Source organism: Ancylomarina salipaludis (assembly GCF_004122035.1).
Lineage (GTDB): Bacteria > Bacteroidota > Bacteroidia > Bacteroidales > Marinifilaceae > Ancylomarina > Ancylomarina salipaludis.
The window spans coordinates 225,154-241,529 of sequence record NZ_SAXA01000006.1; the positions used below are offsets into that span (position 1 = coordinate 225,154).

Below are 16,376 nucleotides of genomic sequence, written 5' to 3' on the forward strand. Positions count from 1 at the left end.
TTTCAGTATTAAAAATTTCTTGATTTTAACTGATTATCTGCACTTAAGATGAGCTGTTAAATTGTGTTTTATTAAGAAGGTTTTTATTCGTCAAAATAAACTCCCAGCTATTAAAGGTAGATTTTATTAGAAATGATTAAATTCGAGGCTCTAATTTAATATCAAATACCTAAAAAAATGGCTTTATTCCTTGCATCAAAACTTCGAAAAGCGGCAAATACTTCATTACTTGAAGAGAAAAAAAATAAGCTTTTGAATGATCACCAAGAATTTATTGCTTTTGAACAATCAGAGGATTTACAGAATTTTATAGAACTCGAAAAGGTGGTTAATTCTGAAGACTTTAAGCAAAACAGAAAGCAAATCGAAGCAAAAACCTACAAGGGAAGCGAGCTTGAAAGGAAAGAGAAAAAGCTGCAGAAAATTCTAAATTCAAAACCTTATAAGGTCTACTTGTCTGTTGCTGAAGGATCGGAAATTTCGAAGTTTGAAAAAATGAAAGAATCTGATGAACTTGTGAAGTATATGGAATTGCAAGCAGATGTTAATTCCGGAAAACTGACTAAAAAGGGGGATCATGAAAATTGGCTTCTTTATAAAAAGTTGAAAGATTCATCAGAAATGCGTGCATTTTTTAAATTCAAGCATTCTAAAAAACACAAAATTTACCTGGAGGTTTCCGAGTCGAATTTACTTCAAGAGATTGAAGCGTTAAAAACAGAATTGGCTTCGGAGGAATTTATTTCAGAAAAGAATTATTTATTGGATAAAAAGCGATTTGAAAAATCTGAAGCTTTTAACCGATTGATCACTTATAAAGAATTGAGCGAGGCTGAATCGTTCAAGAAATATTTCAAATTAAAGAAGAAAAACGATTTTGATCAGATTAAGGAATGGAAGTTAACTTTCTCGGAAGATTTTGAGGGGACTGAGTTAGATAAAGAAAAATGGATAACGCGTTATTATTGGGGTGATGTTTTAATGAATGATGCTTATGCTTTACCTCATGAAGGTCATATTTATACTGAAAAGAATATTACAATAGCTAATTCTATTGCCCGACTTGAAACCCGCAAAGAGAAAGCACAAGGTAAGGTTTGGGATGCAAAATTTGGTTTTATTCCGACTGAATTTGATTACACATCAGCTTTAATAAGCACAGGGAAATCTTTTAGACAAAAGTATGGATTGTTTGAAGCTAAGATAAAAGTGAGTGATATTAAAAATGTGATGCACGCGTTTTGGATGCTTTCAGATAGAAATCTACCACATATTGATATTGCGAGAACGAGTAGTTGTGGTAAATTAATTCCAGCTCATATAAATGGGAGTGAGGAAAAGCCTTTTGTAAGTCAGTCAAAGGTGAATGGATTGGATTGGACGAATGATTTTTTCATTTACTCTTTGGAGTGGACACCCAACAAGTTGGTTTGGAAAATTAATGATGTGGTTGTAAAAACAGAAACAGAAAATATTCCGCAGGAACCCATGTATCTTATTTTAAGTTCAGGCGTTTCAAATTTAAATTCCAATGTGAATGCTGTTATGGAAATTGATTGGGTTAAGTGTTACGAAAAAGCTTAGGCTAGTCGATAATAGAAATATTAAAAATGCCCCTGATTCAATTGAATCAGGGGCATTTTGTATACTAATAAATAGGTTTTTATTTTTTCTTCTTTTCTGCAAATCGATAAAGCCTATGTTCAACCTGAGTTGAAATTCTAAACATGACCGGTGCAATAACCAATGTTAAGAAAGTGGCAACAGTTAAACCGAAAATGACAGTCCACGACATAGGTCCCCAGAATGCTGTACTATCGCTACCAAAGGACAATTGTGGGTCAAATTTGCTGAACAGAGTTATGAAATTGAAGTTCATTCCAATTGCAAGAGGTAATAAACCCAGTACGGTTGTAATAGCTGTTAGCAATACCGGACGTAAACGTGTTTTTCCTGCCTGAGCAATACAATCAATTTCTTGTTGTGGGCTTAGATATTTTTTACCTTTTAAATCGGTATTTGCTTTCTTCTCTTTTCTAAGTAAATCGATATAATCGACCAGAACAATACCATTATTAACGACAATACCAGCTAGTGATATAATACCGATTCCGGTCATTAAAATGACGAATGGCATATGGAAAGTGCCTAATCCAAGGAAAACACCAATGGTACTGAATAATACTGTAATCATGATGATTAACGGCTTAATAGCTGAATTAAATTGAGTCACCAAAATTAAAGTAATTAAAGCTAAGGCAATCAAAAGTGCTTCGGCTAAGAAAGCTGATGTTTCATCTTGTTCTTCTTGCTCGCCCGTTAATTTAAAGTTGTAGGATTTAGGCATGTTATAATCTACCATTAATTCTCTGATACGAGTATTAATAACATTGGCATTAAACCCTTCAACTACATTTGAATAAATAGTAACGACACGTTTGTTATCAATTCGGTTGATTCGTTCGTATGTTGATCCATATGTATATGATGCAACAGATGAAATAGGAATTTGGATAAATTGATTGTTCACAGGGCTCATGATAGAAATTTTTTGATTCATCAGAGACGGAACATCATTGCGATATTTATCACTTAAACGCAGCATGATATCAAATTCATCTTCTCCATCTTTGAATTTTGAAACTTCCAGACCATAAAGTGAGTTACGAAGGGCACTCGCAACCTGGCTGGTTGATAAACCAAATCGACGAACTTTGTCTCTATCGATATTGATCAACATTTCAGGTTTTCCCTGATCCAAATCTAATTTTAATTCTTCAACACCCGGAATTTTATCAGCATCGAGCATTTCTTTAATGTCGTTTGAAATAGTCAACAACTTTTCAAAATTATCACCAGAAATCTCTAAATTAATAGGATGACCAACCGGAGGTCCGCTTTCATCTTTTTCAACAAAAATCTTAGCACCTATAAATCCTTTCAGATTTTTAGATATCAGTTTCATAATTTCAGAAGTACTTTGTCCTTTTCTATCTTTATATTCGACAAAAGAAATTGTTGTTAAAGATTTGTTCGCTGCACGCGAAGATTCAAACATGCCTCCTTTACCTGAGCCAACATTAGTCGCTATAGAACGGATGATGCCCTGATAAGGTTCCAATGTTTTATTTATAATTTTTTCTACTCTCTCAGAAACTTCGTCAGTTTTATGAATGTCAGTTCCCAAAGGTAGTTCCATAGTGACATATACAGATTTAGGATCATTATCAGGGAAGAAAACAACAGTTGGATTGCTTCCAAAATAGAAAGATATTGCACCCACCATCAGCATAAATGTTGCAAAGAAGAAAAGAAGTGGACGATAGCCTTTTAAGGCAAAACGTAAGGTATTCTCATACACGTTTTCAAGTGTCACCAACATTTTTAATTGAAACCATCTTGCAAATGGTCTTAATGCAAATAAGTTGATGAGCATGATTAAAGCGATGCAGGCTAAAATATTAGCCATGAAATAGCTTGATGCAATATAAAAGGGAATTGAAATTGCGATAATTATAGATGCAATTGTTATCACTCTTTTATACTTTAATTTAGATTTGATATCATCAATTTTGACAAAAGTAGCTGTAAAAACAGGATTAAGAATTAAGGCAACGAATAGTGAAGATGTCAAAACAATAATCAGTGTAATGGGGAGATATTTCATAAATTCACCCATAATACCTCCCCACATAAGCAATGGGAAAAAGGCAGCTACCGTAGTTGCGGTTGATGAAATAATTGGTCCGGCAATTTCACTTACCCCTTTTTTTGTTGCTTCAAGAGGGGAGAGGCCTTCTTCGTGGAGTCGATAAACATTTTCGACGACCACAATGGCATTATCCACCAACATCCCCAGGGCTAAAATCAGTGAAAATAGAATCATCTGATTAATGGTGTAACCCATTTGACTTAGAATGATGAATGAAATAAACATAGACATCGGAATGGCCAATCCGGAGAATAAAGCATTCCGTAATCCCATAAATAAATAGAGAATAAGAACAACTAGTATCATCCCCATAATTATGGAATTCTCAAGGTCGCTGATCATACCCCTAACATCTTCTGAAGTATCGTTTGTAACTGTAACTTTTAATCCTTCCGGCAAAAAGCCGCTTTCTTTAAGTTCATTGATAATTTTATAAATCTGATCGGTAGCAGCTAAAAGGTTTTCACCAGTTTTCTTACTTAACGATAGCGAAACGACAGGGTTATTTTCTAAACGGGATATTGAGGAAAGTTCTTCATAACCATCCACAACTTCAGCTACATCTTTCAAATAAACAACTTTGCTGTTTGTTACCTTAATAATGGTATTTTCAATCTGCTCCATGGATGTGTAGTCAGCAGATGTGCGGATACTTCGTCGGGTCTTGTCTGTAATTAGAGTACCGGCACTCATAGTGATATTTTCGTCACCAATAGCGGTTTCGATATCTTTAAATGAAATCCCATTGGCTTCCATCTTGTGAAGATCAGCATTGATTTTAATCTCACGCTCATCAATCCCTTTGATATCTGCTTCTGATACTTCAGGTAAAGACTCAAATTTATCCTGAAGTTCCTCTGCAAAATGTTTTAAGTCATCTAATCCGTAATCGCCGGATAAGTTAACGTTTAGAATTGGAAAATCGGCCATATCAATATCCTCTACAACAGGATCGTTTGGCAAATCATCCGGCAGCTCACTTAGTGCTTTGTCAACTTTATCTTTGGTATCTTGAAGCGCTTGTTTAACTTCGATATCTGTGTTAAACTCTACCACAATTAAACTCATGTCTTCGAAAGAGGCAGAGGATAATTTTTTTACATTTTTCAGAGATTTGAGCTCTTTTTCTATTGGCCTGGTCACCAGGTTCTCCATATCTACGGGGGAGTTTCCCGGGTAGATGGTTGAAATGGAAATATTTGGAATAACCACCTCAGGGAACAATTCCCTTGGCATGCTAACGTATGAAAACAAACCATACAAACTTAACAGAACAGTCAGAATAAAAATAGAATTCTTATTCTTTAAGGCTGAGAAGGTCGGTTTAAACTGCCTTTGCTTATTTTCGGCAGCTGTGTTTTTAGTATTATCGTTCATCTTTATATAATTAAGATCTGATAGAATCGGGATAAAGTTCTATGGTATTGAAATACATTGATTATTTAATGTTGATAATCGTACCGTTAACAACTTGTGAGAAACCTTCAGTAATAATTAAATCACCTAATTTAAGTCCTGATTCAATCATAGAAAGGTTGTTGTAAGTCATAGAAACACTGACATATACTTTTTTCGCAATCATTTTTTTATCTTGTTTTTCTGCGATGTATATATAGTTTCCTTCAAAATCTTTTTTAATGATAATTGAGGGTACCACTAAGGCTTCATTCTGAACAAAATCGCGAATTTTAATAATTGAAATCAAATTTGGTTTGATTATTTGACCAGGATTTTTCAGATTGACACGAACTTTAAAACTTCTGTTGGCCGGATCGATAACATTTGATGTTCGGTAAATTGGTGCTGTTGTTTTATAATTGATAGCAGGAAAATCTAAGTCAGCATTTTCACCTGCTTTAATAGCTGACAAATAGGTTTCAGAAACATCACCTTCTACATAAACACGATTAATATTGACCAATTGAGCCAGTGGACTGTTAGGGCCAGCCATTTCGCCTTTTTTCTGGTAAATCTCATCGATGATACCATCAAATGGTGCACGAACGATAGCTAAATCCTTTTGAGACTCTAAAGCATTCAGTCTGCTTCTTTGTGCTTCCAGGTTTGATTTTGCAGTCAAAAATTCGACTTCAGATCCAATTTTCTGATTCCACAATCGCTCTTGTCTATCGAACAATGTTTTGCTCAAAGCCAGTTGTGTTTTCAGTTCATCAATATCGTTTTGAAGTTTTGAAAAATTAAGTTGTGCGATAATATCGCCTTTTTTCACATATTGTCCTTCTTTTACATCAATAGAAATAATATTTCCCGATGCTTCAGGCTGTATTGTAATGTTTTTATCTGCTTCAACATTTCCCGTGATTTGAATAAAGTGTTCAAATTTTGAAGTGTTTAATTTCTCCACGTTAACGTTAATAGCGATTTCTTTTTGTGATCCTTTGTTCACTTCTGATTCGAGTTTCGAAATCTTCTCTTTCAAATCCTTCAATTCAGTTTTGTATTCTTTTAACTGTTCAGATTTCTCTTTTTTTTCGTCGGCATTTTTTGCAGAACATGCAAACAATAATGGAATGATACCTGCTATGATAAATTTTTTCATCGTTTTCTATTTGTTAAATCAGTATCAGCAAGAATAAGTTTGCCTACTGATTTTTTGTAATTGATTATTTTTAGTTAGGCTGTATTTAGAGTTTACCCAATGCTTTATCGAAAGCAACTTTTGAATTCAATAAATTAAGCGTTGCCTGGATATAAGTTGAATGAGAATTCAAATACTGTTGTTCATTATTCGAAAGTTCAGTACTTGTGGACACACCTTCGTTAAACTTTATCAAAGTTCTTTCATAAATACGTTTGGCTATTTCGAGTCCTTTAAGGTCATTTTCATATGTGTCTTTAGCATTAACCAACGAATTGTATGAAAGGTTTAGATCCTTTTTAAGACTTTGTTCTGTATTGTATTTCAGATCTTCAATTTTTTTATAATTAATTTTTGCTTGTTTAATCTTTGATCGACGATTAAAACCAGTGAAAATAGGCATGTTGATTTTCAAACCGATCATCGATGATTTAAACCAGGGCACATCACTTTTATAAATATTCCAGGCATCTGTACTGGTATTTTTACCATAGCTGTAAAAAGCTGAAAGATTGGGTAGGTAGCCAGCTTGCTCGTTTCTAACAATTAATTTTTGAGCTTTAAGCTGTGTATCTACAATTTTATAATCGATATGATTTTCAAGATTCAGTTCTTTGGATTCGGCTTTGGTAATTAAGAGCGGATTGATGAAAGCTTCCAAGTCATTTTTGAGTTCAATGTCTTTTTCGATATCATAACCCATTGTAAATTTGAGAATAATAAGTGCATTTGAAATGGTTCTTTTGGCATCTGAGAGTTGATTCTCAGAACGTTTTAGCATTAGCAGCACTTGGTCAACATCAAGTTCTTCGCGAAAACCATTCTTGTAATAGGCCTCAGTTTCGAAATGTGTTTTCTTTGTAATTGCTAAGTTTTCTTCAATGGTTCTGTAATTTTCTCTTGCCACCAATACATTATAATAGGCTTGTGCTACTAAATCTTTCACATCAATTTCTGATTTGATCTTTGAATTTTTTGATAGCTGAACAAAAACCTTAGCAGCGCTAAGACCTACAATATAAGAACCATCAAAAATTTTCTGATCCACATTAATTGTTGCAGCACTGGCATAGGTTTGTCCAAATTTCACCGGAGTGTATTCACCTGCATTTCCTCCAAAAAATTCTGCAGGTAATAAACTTACTGCAATATCCAGATTCTTTGTATAGTTTGCATCGGCTTTCACTTGTGGCAAACCTGTTGAAATGGCTTCCCATACTTTTTTCCTGGCCACTTTTAAATCATAATCGCTCCCCTTAACCATAAAGGAATTTTCCAAAGCATACTTTTGTGCTTCTTCTAAACTGAACTTTATAGTACCATCTGTTCGGGCTTCTTTTGTACTGAATTCTCCAGTGTCTTTTGCTTGGGCTTTGATACCCACACTTGAAAATACCAGCAAAACGATGCTCGCAATTTGTAAGATATTTTTCATTTGTACGTTCATTCTTTAGTCGTGATTTTTTAATATTTTGAGCTTGTGATCAATCTTTTTTAACAATTTTATTGAGATACTCAACGCCTTTTATACTACAGATGCCATGCAGATGATACAGGGTTAATTCCCAATGTAATTTTTCTGAGAAGACAGCATTGCTATCGTAAGTTTCGATTTCCTGATTCCAATAATTTAAATAAAAACGAATTAAAAGATTCGAAATGATATCGATATTAAAATCATCCCGATACAGACCTTCTTTAATACCTTGATTTATATTTATGAGCAAATCCGATTTAAACAGTTCCATTTTTCTGGCCTTAAATTCTTTTGCCAGTTCGGGATGGTATTTATTTAAATCGTAATCAAATGAATGATGTTGATTTTTTAGAAGTCCCAGAACGAATTGATGAAACTCCCAATAGCATTCAATAGCATTCAAGCCTTTATATTTTTCAGATTGAAAATTGAATCTAGGGTTCTTTAAATCCCAGTTTACAACTTCTTCAATAAGTTCATTTTTGTTTTTAAAATATTGATAAAGTGTTTTTTTGGAGATACTGAGCTTTTTTGAGATATCATCCATCGATACACTTCGGGTACCACACTGAAAGAATAAAGTGTGAGCTGATTCTAATATTTTTTGTTTTTGACTTTCCATTCGGCAAATATAACAGATAAATAAACTTTGGAAACTTTAATCCTTATAAAAGTTTCCTTGGTGTTATTAAAATTTGTTAAAAGATGGTATCATGTCTATTCTACCCTTATAATAAGGGATGATTATTAGAATGTGAAAGTAGGAAGTATGAAAGAAGAACCTTGATTCTTTTAGGCGAAATGGGAATAATAATCGGTAAATAGATGTAATATTCTATTAGTAACGAATTTTTTAGTTGACAAGTTTATAGCCTTTGGCTTTCCAATCTTCGAAGCCTTTTGCCAGTGAATAAATTTTGTGTGGGTATTTTTCAGCAATCAACCAACAGGCTTTTTGACTTCGTTTTCCATATCTGCAATAGACCAGAATGGATCGTGAACTAGGAGTTGTGTCAAGAATGGAATAAAGTTTTTCCGAGCTTTCTGCAAATAGGGCACCTGCTATATAGCCTTCGATGTGATCAATTTTTCGGCTAACATCAATCAAAACATGATTGTTATCTTTTTGAATCAGAGATTGAAATTTTTTTGCACTTATCTTTTTAAATTCAATTTTCTGAGCCTGACTTGCTAAGCCCGTCATGAGTATTAGGAGGCATATTAAGAAAATACGTTTCATAACGATTTCGATTATTTAAAGATTCAGTGAAAAAACAATTTATTCTTCTATATAAAAGAAGTCTGACATCACATCGTTTGAAATAAAAACACCTTTGTCGGTGAGAATAATATGTTTCTTTTCAATTCTTACATCTTCGCTTTGAATGAATTTATTGGCTTTTTCCAGGCAATATTGATGGTAGAATTCACCAAATTCATTTTTAACCAACTCCAAATCCAAACCCCACATGGTTCTTAGCGATGTCAGAACATAGTCATTAAATTTATCATTAAAACTCAGTTCTTCACATTCTGAATAAGCGCCACCTTCTTCAATTGCTTTCATATACTTCAGATTGTCTGAAATATTCCATTCTCTTCTGTTTAAATTGTAAGAATGTGCAGAAGGGCCCAGTCCTAAATACATTTTTTGCTGCCAATAACTGCTATTGTGTCTCGATTCAAAACCAGATTGACTAAAATTGGAAATTTCGTAGTGTAAAAATCCGTGTTTTTTCGCTTCAGAAATTAGATGTTTATACTGAGCCAAGCTAACTTCTTCGTCAACCTCTTTAATAATTCCTTTTTTCAGTTTGTGTGTAAACACGGTATTTGGATCGTACATCAGATGGTACGATGAAATGTGTTGAATGTTTAATTCGAATACTTTTTTCAGATTTTCTTCCCATTTTTTTAAACTCAAGCCCGGGACACCATAAATTTGATCGACCGAAATATTATCAAATCCATAAGTTTGTGCTCTTTTTATGGCATCAAAAGCCTGTTGGCCCGAGTGACGTCGGTTCATTAGTATCAGATCTTCGTCATGAAAAGACTGAATTCCGACGGATAGACGGTTGACTGATGTATCTTTTAAAGCCTTAAGATAATCGTGAGTCAAATCATCAGGGTTAGCTTCCAGGGTAATTTCTGAATTGTCATTTATAATAAAGTGTCGCCCTACTTCAAGGATCAAAGATTGAATCTCTTCCGGGGAATAAACCGATGGGGTTCCTCCGCCAAAATAAATGCTATCGATTTTATTTCCGGTAAGGTAATTTTTACGGTCATTTAACTCTTTTTTTAAACAAGACAGCATTCTTGCTTTTGCTTGTAGGCTGATACTTTTATGAAAGGCACAGTAGTGACAAAGCTGCTTGCAAAAGGGAATATGAAAATAGATTCCTGACATATAGACTTGATTAAGAGTTTAAAATGAGATCTTTCATTTCAGAACGATAGAACATTTATTATATTGTATTCAATCAGATTTGAAATACAGGTGCAACATTAGTTAAAAATTGTCGTCTTTCAGATAGTTGATACCAACCAAATTAAGATTTTTTGTTTAAGCCCGATTGCTCGGGGAAAAAATATCCAGCATGAATAAGTTAAGAAATATTAAGACAGGTCTAGTAGCTATACTTCTGATTTTTGCTTTTACTCATCCTGTATTGGCAGATGGTGTTAGGGGTAATGGCAAAGTTACCACAGAAAACCGTGAGGTTAGTAATTTTACTGGTATTAAAGTGAGTGGTGCATTTACAATTTACCTTACTCAAGACGAAAATTGCAGTCTTAAAGTAGTTGTTGATGAAAACATCCAGGATCTTATTAAAACGGAGGTTCGAAATGATGTGTTGTATATTAAAAATGAGAAAAGCATCCACGATACTAAAAAGATGGAATTGTACATTGGTTTTAAGAATTTACATTTTATAAAAGCGAGCGGTGCAATTTCCTTGAAAAATGAAAATAGCTTGAAATTCGATGAGCTTGAAATTGAAATAAATGGGGCGTCTTCGGCTAAACTTGAACTTACAGCCAATAAGCTTTCTATTGACAACAGTGGGGCTTCGTCGATTAGTTTAAAAGGAACGGTTAAAGAACTAAATATTGATATATCAGGTGCAGGTAGTGTAAATGCAGTTGATTTAAAAGCGAGTGAAGCTCAAGTTGATATAAGTGGTGTTGGAACGGGTAAAGTTTATGTAGAAGATAAACTAAAAGTTAGTATTTCTGGTATTGGGTCGGTTAAATATAAAGGAGATCCTGCGATTACTAGTGATATTTCATTTTTAGGCGTACTCAAAAAATTGTAAGTATTTTATAAAATTCGATAAAGCCCCTATGTTTAAAAAAGTTAAACCTAGGGGTTTTTTGTGTAAATGTTATTGGGCTTTGAAATTTCTTCAGCAACTTTATGGCTAACTTAAAAGGGAAGTTGATTTTTTGAACGAAAACTGTAAATTTATAGTATGGGTACCAATCTGTTAATTCGAAATATTATCTGGGCAATGGTTATTTTTGTTTTGTGCTCTGTGCCTGGTAATGACCTTCCCCATACTGCTATGTTTGAGATTCCTTATTTTGATAAAATGGTTCATTTTGGCTTATTCTTTGTCATGGGAATTTTTCTTGTTGCCGAACTTCGATATCAAACAAATTTGAGTCGAATTCACATTGCCTTAATCACTTTTGCGTTTATTACCATTTATGGAGGAACAATTGAGATTTTACAAGAACGATATTTTGTAGATAGAAGTGGGGACTATTGGGATCTTTTAGCAGATGTTGCCGGAGGAATTTGTTCTGTGCTGCTGTTTCCTTTTCTAAAAAAACAAAAGGACTTACTTTTAAATCGTAAGCCCTTTTGCAATTATTCTTTTCTGAAGAAAATTTTATAAACTGATATATTCGTCAGTTTTTTCGATTTCTGTAATAAGTTTACCAACGGTTCTTTCGTTAAACAAATCGTAAAGTTGTTGGCGAATACCACCAAATTGACCGTGTACCGGACAAGGATCCTGGTTGTTTGTATCAGTTTTACATGGACGCATACCAATTAAACAATTCTCAAACATATCCAGTCCGTCAACAATCTCAACGATATTCATCAGGCTAATTTCCATTGGATCTTTTCCTAAACCAAAACCACCATGTGGACCTTTGGTTGAGCTTAGCAGTTTTTGACGTGCCAGGCTTTGAAGAATTTTTCCCAGAAATGGGGTTGGAATGTCCAGATCTTCAGATATTTTTTTGATACCAATTTTTTTACCGTCTTGAGCATTTAAAGCCAAATAGATAACCGATCGGATTGCGTATTTACAAGTATTCGATAACATTCTTATTCTGTTCTAAAGGTAGTTCACTAAACATGACATGTTTAAGCCAATCTAGCTTAATGTCTTATATTATAATTGAATTATTTGACTTCTTTATCGAGAATAAATAACTCAACTGGGCAAATATAGGAAAATTAAAAGATTAATAACGCATCTCTAACTCTGTAATTCTCAATTTATCATGATTCTTAAATCCAGACATAATTAGGATAAAACTATCTTACAGCAATTTTGTCAACTCTTTTTTGGTGACGGCCACCTTCAAACTCGGTTTTAATAAAAATTTCGGCAATAGCTTGTGCTTCTTCAAAAGAGATAAAACGAGCCGGCATACCGCAAACATTAGCATCGTTATGTTGACGGGCTAGTTCAGCTATTTCGGCTGTCCAGCAAAGTGCTGCACGAATTCCCTGATGCTTATTAGCAGTCATAGTAATACCGTTGCCGCTACCACAAATGGTAAATCCGAAATCGAATTCCTTGTTTTCTACAGCTGTAGCCAGAGGGTGTGCGGTATCAGGATAATCCATACTTTCTTCTGAATGGCATCCAAAATCTTTAACATCGTGTCCTTCTTTGGTAAATAACTCTACCAATCGGTTTTTATACTGAAATCCAGCGTGGTCACAAGCAATTGCAATTTTCATATTTTTTCTTTTGAATTGATCTCTAAATATTGGCTTAAGAAGCTTCCTAAGGATTATTAGAGAACAAGATAGGTTTATTATAAATGATTGTTGTTTAGCTCACAAAAGTAGTAAAATATGTAGCAAGGAAAATAAGTTTTTTTCGCAATTCCGAATTGAAATATAAAATTTAAGAATAGACTTGGGTTTTTCTGTGCTTTTTTGTCAAAAATACCGCTTATTTTCTGTTGAAATCTTTTTTTAGAAATAGCGAAATCATTTGAGTCTTCTTTTCTATTTTTGCTTCATGATTGATCAATCAACAGTACAAAAAATTTTCGATACGGCTCAAATTGACGAAGTCGTTTCTGATTTTGTGACACTTCGCAAACGAGGTGTTAACTTTTTGGGTTTGTGTCCTTTTCATAATGAAAAGACACCTTCGTTTACCGTTTCTCCTGCCAAAGGTATTTATAAGTGCTTTGGTTGTGGAAAAGGGGGAAACTCTGTGAACTTTGTTATGGAACATGAGCATCTCGATTATGTAGGGGCTTTAAAATATCTTGGAAAAAAATATCATATCGATATAGTTGACGAGGAATTGTCACCTGAGCAAGAACAAAGAAAGAATGACAGGGAGAGTATGATGATTGTCAACTCTTTTGCACAAAAATATTTTTCGGAAAAGCTTTTGCAGAGTGAAGAGGGGATGGCCGTTGGGATGAGCTACTTGCGTGAACGCGGTTTTCGTGAAGATATCATTAAAAAATTCCAGCTCGGTTTTTGTCTTGACAGTTGGAATGCTTTTTCGGAACAGGCCATTCAATCGGGTTATAAGAAACAGTTTTTGGTTCAAACAGGTTTAAGTATCGATAAAGAAAAGGGTTTGATTGACCGTTTTAAAGGTCGGGTACTTTTTCCAATTCATGGGATTGCGGGTAGAACATTGGGTTTTGGCGGTCGAATTCTAAAGAAAGATCCTAAAGCCGCGAAGTATTTGAATTCTCCCGAATCGGAAGTTTATCACAAAAGCCGTATTCTTTATGGTATCTATCAGGCTAAAAAGAGCATGGTACAGAATGATAAATGCTATTTGGTTGAAGGCTACACCGATGTTTTATCTTTTCATCAGGCAGGAATCGAAAATGTGGTTGCTTCATCGGGAACGGCATTAACAGCTGACCAGATCCGTTTGGTTAAGCGATTCACCAATAATATGACGATTATATATGATGGTGATCCAGCTGGGATCAAAGCTTCGCTTAGGGGAATCGATTTGGTTTTGGAACAAGAACTCAATGTTAAGGTCTTATTATTGCCTGAAGGAGAGGATCCTGATTCGTTCTCAAGAACGATGGGCGCAACGGAATTGTCGCAATATATAGAGAAGAACGAAACGGATTTCATTGTTTTTAAGACGAATCTACTTTTGGCTGATGCCAAGAATGATCCGGTGAAACGCGCCAATTTAATTATTGATATTGTGCGATCAATCGCGATTATCCCTGATAATATTATTCGTTCGGTCTATGTAAAGGAATGCAGCAGCATATTAAATGTTGACGAACGCGTTCTTTACACGGAGATTAATAAGATTAAAGGACGTCTTCAGGAAGAAGCCTGGAAAAATGAACAACGCTCAAATATAGAGTTGCAAGCTCAGGAAGATTCCATCGTTAATCAGAGTATAATTCGTGCCGACAATGATTGTGATTTGGAAGAGAGAGCCCTAATTCGTTTGTTACTCAATTTTGGAAAAGAAGAATTATTCCACAATCAGAATGAACAGGGAGAAGGTGAATCTATTTTGGTTGGAAACTATATTGTAGACGAATTAGAGCGAGATGAACTGGGCTCTGTCAATGAATCTTATCAAAGAGTTTTTGATGAGTACACAAGCAATAAGTTTAATCCGGATTTTGAAGCAAAAACATTCTTTAGAGATCACACCGATTCAAAAATTGTTCAGTTGGCTGCTGATATTATGAGTGAACCCCACCAATTGAGTGGCATGTGGACTCGTAACGATAGCTATATCGAATCGGAAGAAATGAAACTAAAAGAGATTGTCCCCAAACTGGTGAACGAATATAAAGGCAAAAAAGTAAAGCTTTTGATTGAGGAAGTGGTTAAGGAAATGCAACAAGTTCAGGAAAGTGGGGATACAGATCGTTTGATGGAGCTAATGAAACAGAAAATGGTTCTCGATCAAATTAAAAATGCCATATCGAAAGAGTTGGGTAATAGAACTGTATTTTAAATAATGATATATAGGGTTACACTTATAATGTATCCATCCTATAAAAGAATAAATTTATGAAGACTGTACTTATAGAAGATCAGGAACAGATTGATGAAATCATAAAATCGTGTGATCTGTGTTATTTGGGCGTTATTGATCCTGAGAATAGACCTTACGTTGTGCCAATGAATTTTGGTTATCTTGATGGTTATATCTATTTGCATGGAGCAAGTTTTGGAAAATTGATTGATTCTTTAAAAATGAATCCGGATGCCTGCCTTACTTTTTGTACCGATACAGTTTTGGCTTATCAGAACGAAGAGGTTGCTTGTAGTTATAGAGTAAAAGGTAAAAGTATTGTTGCCAGAGGAACAATTGAATTTATTGTAGATTACGACCAAAAGGTTGATGCTTTGAATGCTTTAATGGCTCAATATACGGATAGGAAGTTTACCTATAATTCACCAGCTGTTAAAAATGTTGAAGTCTACAGAATGAAGATGGATGATTTTACGGCTAAAGAATTTGGTAAATATAACGATCAAACTTTCCCTTGGATGAAGAAACATGGTAGGTAAATAGTATTGTTAATGCTGTTTTTGTCTCGTTATCAACATATAAGGTTTTTTATACGCATCCTTCAATTTAAAATTGATGGTTGATATATAATATAAGTATAAGGGAATGGAATTTCTCTTTTGAAAAGGATAGGCGAAAGCTTATCCTTTTCTTTTGGTATTTTTATAAGATTTTGTGTCGTCAAAGCAGTATTTTATAGTGAATAGAACTTGCTGAATAATCTTTTTCAAAAATAATGGATACTGCCTATCAGCGTTTTAGTAATTAAATTAAAAAAACAGGTGATTTGGATTAGGAAAGTTGAAATAAAAAGGTCTATATTTGCACTCGCTTTAAGAGAGAGGCGCAGGTCATTGAAACGTTTGTAAGCATTGTAAACACTGAGTAATCTCGGGAAAAACAATTAAAAAATAAACGAAAAAAGATTTGCAGAATTAGAATTAAGTTTCTTATATTTGCAGCCGCTTTTGTAGCGAAAGAGTTCTTAAAAAATTTGGCAGGGTAGCGATGAAAATCTGAGGTAAAAATGGAAATAAATTTTCTAAAAAAACTTCAATTTTTATTTGGTTTTAAAAACTAAAAGTTGTTATCTTTGCACCCGCTTTGACGCTGTAATCGGCATCAAAACAGAGAAGAAATTTTGAACGCAAGTTCTTTGAAAATATTGGAAGTAGAATAAAGTTAGGTAAATACAAGAATAATAACCTTGTCAATTAGATTTACGAAATAACTTAGATATTATCCACGAGCAGATTAACTATAAGTTTTTTATACAACGAAGAGTTTGATCCTGGC

General features: G+C 34.1%; 13 protein-coding genes. 5 read left to right on the forward strand and 8 right to left on the reverse strand.

All coding sequences use genetic code 11. The features are described from left to right. Positions 1–177 precede the first annotated feature (177 nt). Positions 178–1,584 carry a glycoside hydrolase family 16 protein gene (locus EO244_RS08670; RefSeq protein WP_129254271.1) on the forward strand — a complete coding sequence of 469 codons (1,407 nt, stop codon included), beginning with the start codon at positions 178–180 and terminating at the stop codon, positions 1,582–1,584. A 79-nt stretch (positions 1,585–1,663) separates the two neighbouring features. Here EO244_RS08670 and EO244_RS08675 read toward each other — a convergent pair whose 3' ends face one another. The 6 genes from EO244_RS08675 to hemW form a co-directional block, all read right to left on the reverse strand. Further along, entirely contained in the window at positions 1,664–5,089 is a 3,426-nt protein-coding gene (locus tag EO244_RS08675) for an efflux RND transporter permease subunit (RefSeq protein WP_129254272.1), read from the reverse strand. A 61-nt stretch (positions 5,090–5,150) separates the two neighbouring features. Further along, positions 5,151–6,272 carry an efflux RND transporter periplasmic adaptor subunit gene (locus tag EO244_RS08680; protein WP_129254273.1) on the reverse strand — a complete coding sequence of 374 codons (1,122 nt, stop codon included), beginning with the start codon at positions 6,270–6,272 and terminating at the stop codon, positions 5,151–5,153. An 85-nt stretch (positions 6,273–6,357) separates the two neighbouring features. Further along, entirely contained in the window at positions 6,358–7,746 is a 1,389-nt protein-coding gene (locus tag EO244_RS08685; RefSeq protein ID WP_164977450.1) for a TolC family protein, read from the reverse strand. 49 nt (positions 7,747–7,795) lie between these two features. Continuing rightward, positions 7,796–8,410 (reverse strand): TetR/AcrR family transcriptional regulator, encoded by a 615-nt coding sequence (locus tag EO244_RS08690; protein ID WP_129254275.1) that lies wholly within the window; start codon positions 8,408–8,410, stop codon positions 7,796–7,798. A 231-nt stretch (positions 8,411–8,641) separates the two neighbouring features. Beyond that, positions 8,642–9,028 (reverse strand): rhodanese-like domain-containing protein, encoded by a 387-nt coding sequence (locus EO244_RS08695; RefSeq protein WP_129254276.1) that lies wholly within the window; start codon positions 9,026–9,028, stop codon positions 8,642–8,644. A gap of 39 nt (positions 9,029–9,067) precedes the next feature. Continuing rightward, positions 9,068–10,201, reverse strand: a complete 1,134-nt coding sequence (gene hemW / locus EO244_RS08700; protein ID WP_129254277.1) for a radical SAM family heme chaperone HemW — start codon at positions 10,199–10,201, stop codon at positions 9,068–9,070. A 190-nt stretch (positions 10,202–10,391) separates the two neighbouring features. Between hemW and EO244_RS08705 the strand changes: the two genes are divergently transcribed. Then, the gene (locus EO244_RS08705; RefSeq protein WP_129254278.1) at positions 10,392–11,111 is read left to right on the forward strand and encodes a head GIN domain-containing protein; all 720 of its coding nucleotides are present in this window, start codon (positions 10,392–10,394) and stop codon (positions 11,109–11,111) included. Positions 11,112–11,267: 156 nt separating this feature from the next. Beyond that, positions 11,268–11,696, forward strand: a complete 429-nt coding sequence (locus EO244_RS08710) for a VanZ family protein (protein WP_129254279.1) — start codon at positions 11,268–11,270, stop codon at positions 11,694–11,696. Here EO244_RS08710 and EO244_RS08715 read toward each other — a convergent pair. Both EO244_RS08715 and rpiB read right to left on the reverse strand, forming a co-directional pair. Beyond that, positions 11,691–12,134: an RrF2 family transcriptional regulator gene (locus tag EO244_RS08715; RefSeq protein WP_129254280.1), complete on the reverse strand. Its 444-nt coding sequence runs from the start codon at positions 12,132–12,134 to the stop codon at positions 11,691–11,693. The two genes, EO244_RS08710 and EO244_RS08715, sit on opposite strands and share 6 nt — an antisense overlap. Before the next feature lie 215 nt (positions 12,135–12,349). Next, the gene (gene rpiB, locus EO244_RS08720; protein WP_129254281.1) at positions 12,350–12,781 is read right to left on the reverse strand and encodes a ribose 5-phosphate isomerase B; all 432 of its coding nucleotides are present in this window, start codon (positions 12,779–12,781) and stop codon (positions 12,350–12,352) included. Positions 12,782–13,067: 286 nt separating this feature from the next. Between rpiB and dnaG the strand changes: the two genes are divergently transcribed. Together dnaG and EO244_RS08730 are read left to right on the forward strand one after the other, a co-directional pair. Next, positions 13,068–15,020 (forward strand): DNA primase, encoded by a 1,953-nt coding sequence (dnaG, locus tag EO244_RS08725; protein ID WP_129254282.1) that lies wholly within the window; start codon positions 13,068–13,070, stop codon positions 15,018–15,020. Positions 15,021–15,076: 56 nt separating this feature from the next. Further along, positions 15,077–15,580, forward strand: a complete 504-nt coding sequence (locus EO244_RS08730) for a pyridoxamine 5'-phosphate oxidase family protein (RefSeq protein WP_129254283.1) — start codon at positions 15,077–15,079, stop codon at positions 15,578–15,580. The last annotated feature ends 796 nt before the right edge of the window (positions 15,581–16,376 follow it).

Coding starts and splice junctions, on each gene's coding strand:
- rpiB (WP_129254281.1), bottom strand. CDS start 12,781: ATGAAAATTGCAATTGCTTGTGACCACGCTGGATTTCAGTATAAAAAC.
- EO244_RS08680 (WP_129254273.1), bottom strand. CDS start 6,272: ATGAAAAAATTTATCATAGCAGGTATCATTCCATTATTGTTTGCATGT.
- EO244_RS08675 (WP_129254272.1), bottom strand. CDS start 5,089: ATGAACGATAATACTAAAAACACAGCTGCCGAAAATAAGCAAAGGCAG.
- EO244_RS08695 (WP_129254276.1), bottom strand. CDS start 9,028: ATGAAACGTATTTTCTTAATATGCCTCCTAATACTCATGACGGGCTTA.
- EO244_RS08715 (WP_129254280.1), bottom strand. CDS start 12,134: ATGTTATCGAATACTTGTAAATACGCAATCCGATCGGTTATCTATTTG.
- dnaG (WP_129254282.1), top strand. CDS start 13,068: ATGATTGATCAATCAACAGTACAAAAAATTTTCGATACGGCTCAAATT.
- EO244_RS08690 (WP_129254275.1), bottom strand. CDS start 8,410: ATGGAAAGTCAAAAACAAAAAATATTAGAATCAGCTCACACTTTATTC.
- EO244_RS08730 (WP_129254283.1), top strand. CDS start 15,077: ATGAAGACTGTACTTATAGAAGATCAGGAACAGATTGATGAAATCATA.
- EO244_RS08670 (WP_129254271.1), top strand. CDS start 178: ATGGCTTTATTCCTTGCATCAAAACTTCGAAAAGCGGCAAATACTTCA.
- EO244_RS08685 (WP_164977450.1), bottom strand. CDS start 7,746: ATGAAAAATATCTTACAAATTGCGAGCATCGTTTTGCTGGTATTTTCA.
- EO244_RS08710 (WP_129254279.1), top strand. CDS start 11,268: ATGGGTACCAATCTGTTAATTCGAAATATTATCTGGGCAATGGTTATT.
- EO244_RS08705 (WP_129254278.1), top strand. CDS start 10,392: ATGAATAAGTTAAGAAATATTAAGACAGGTCTAGTAGCTATACTTCTG.
- hemW (WP_129254277.1), bottom strand. CDS start 10,201: ATGTCAGGAATCTATTTTCATATTCCCTTTTGCAAGCAGCTTTGTCAC.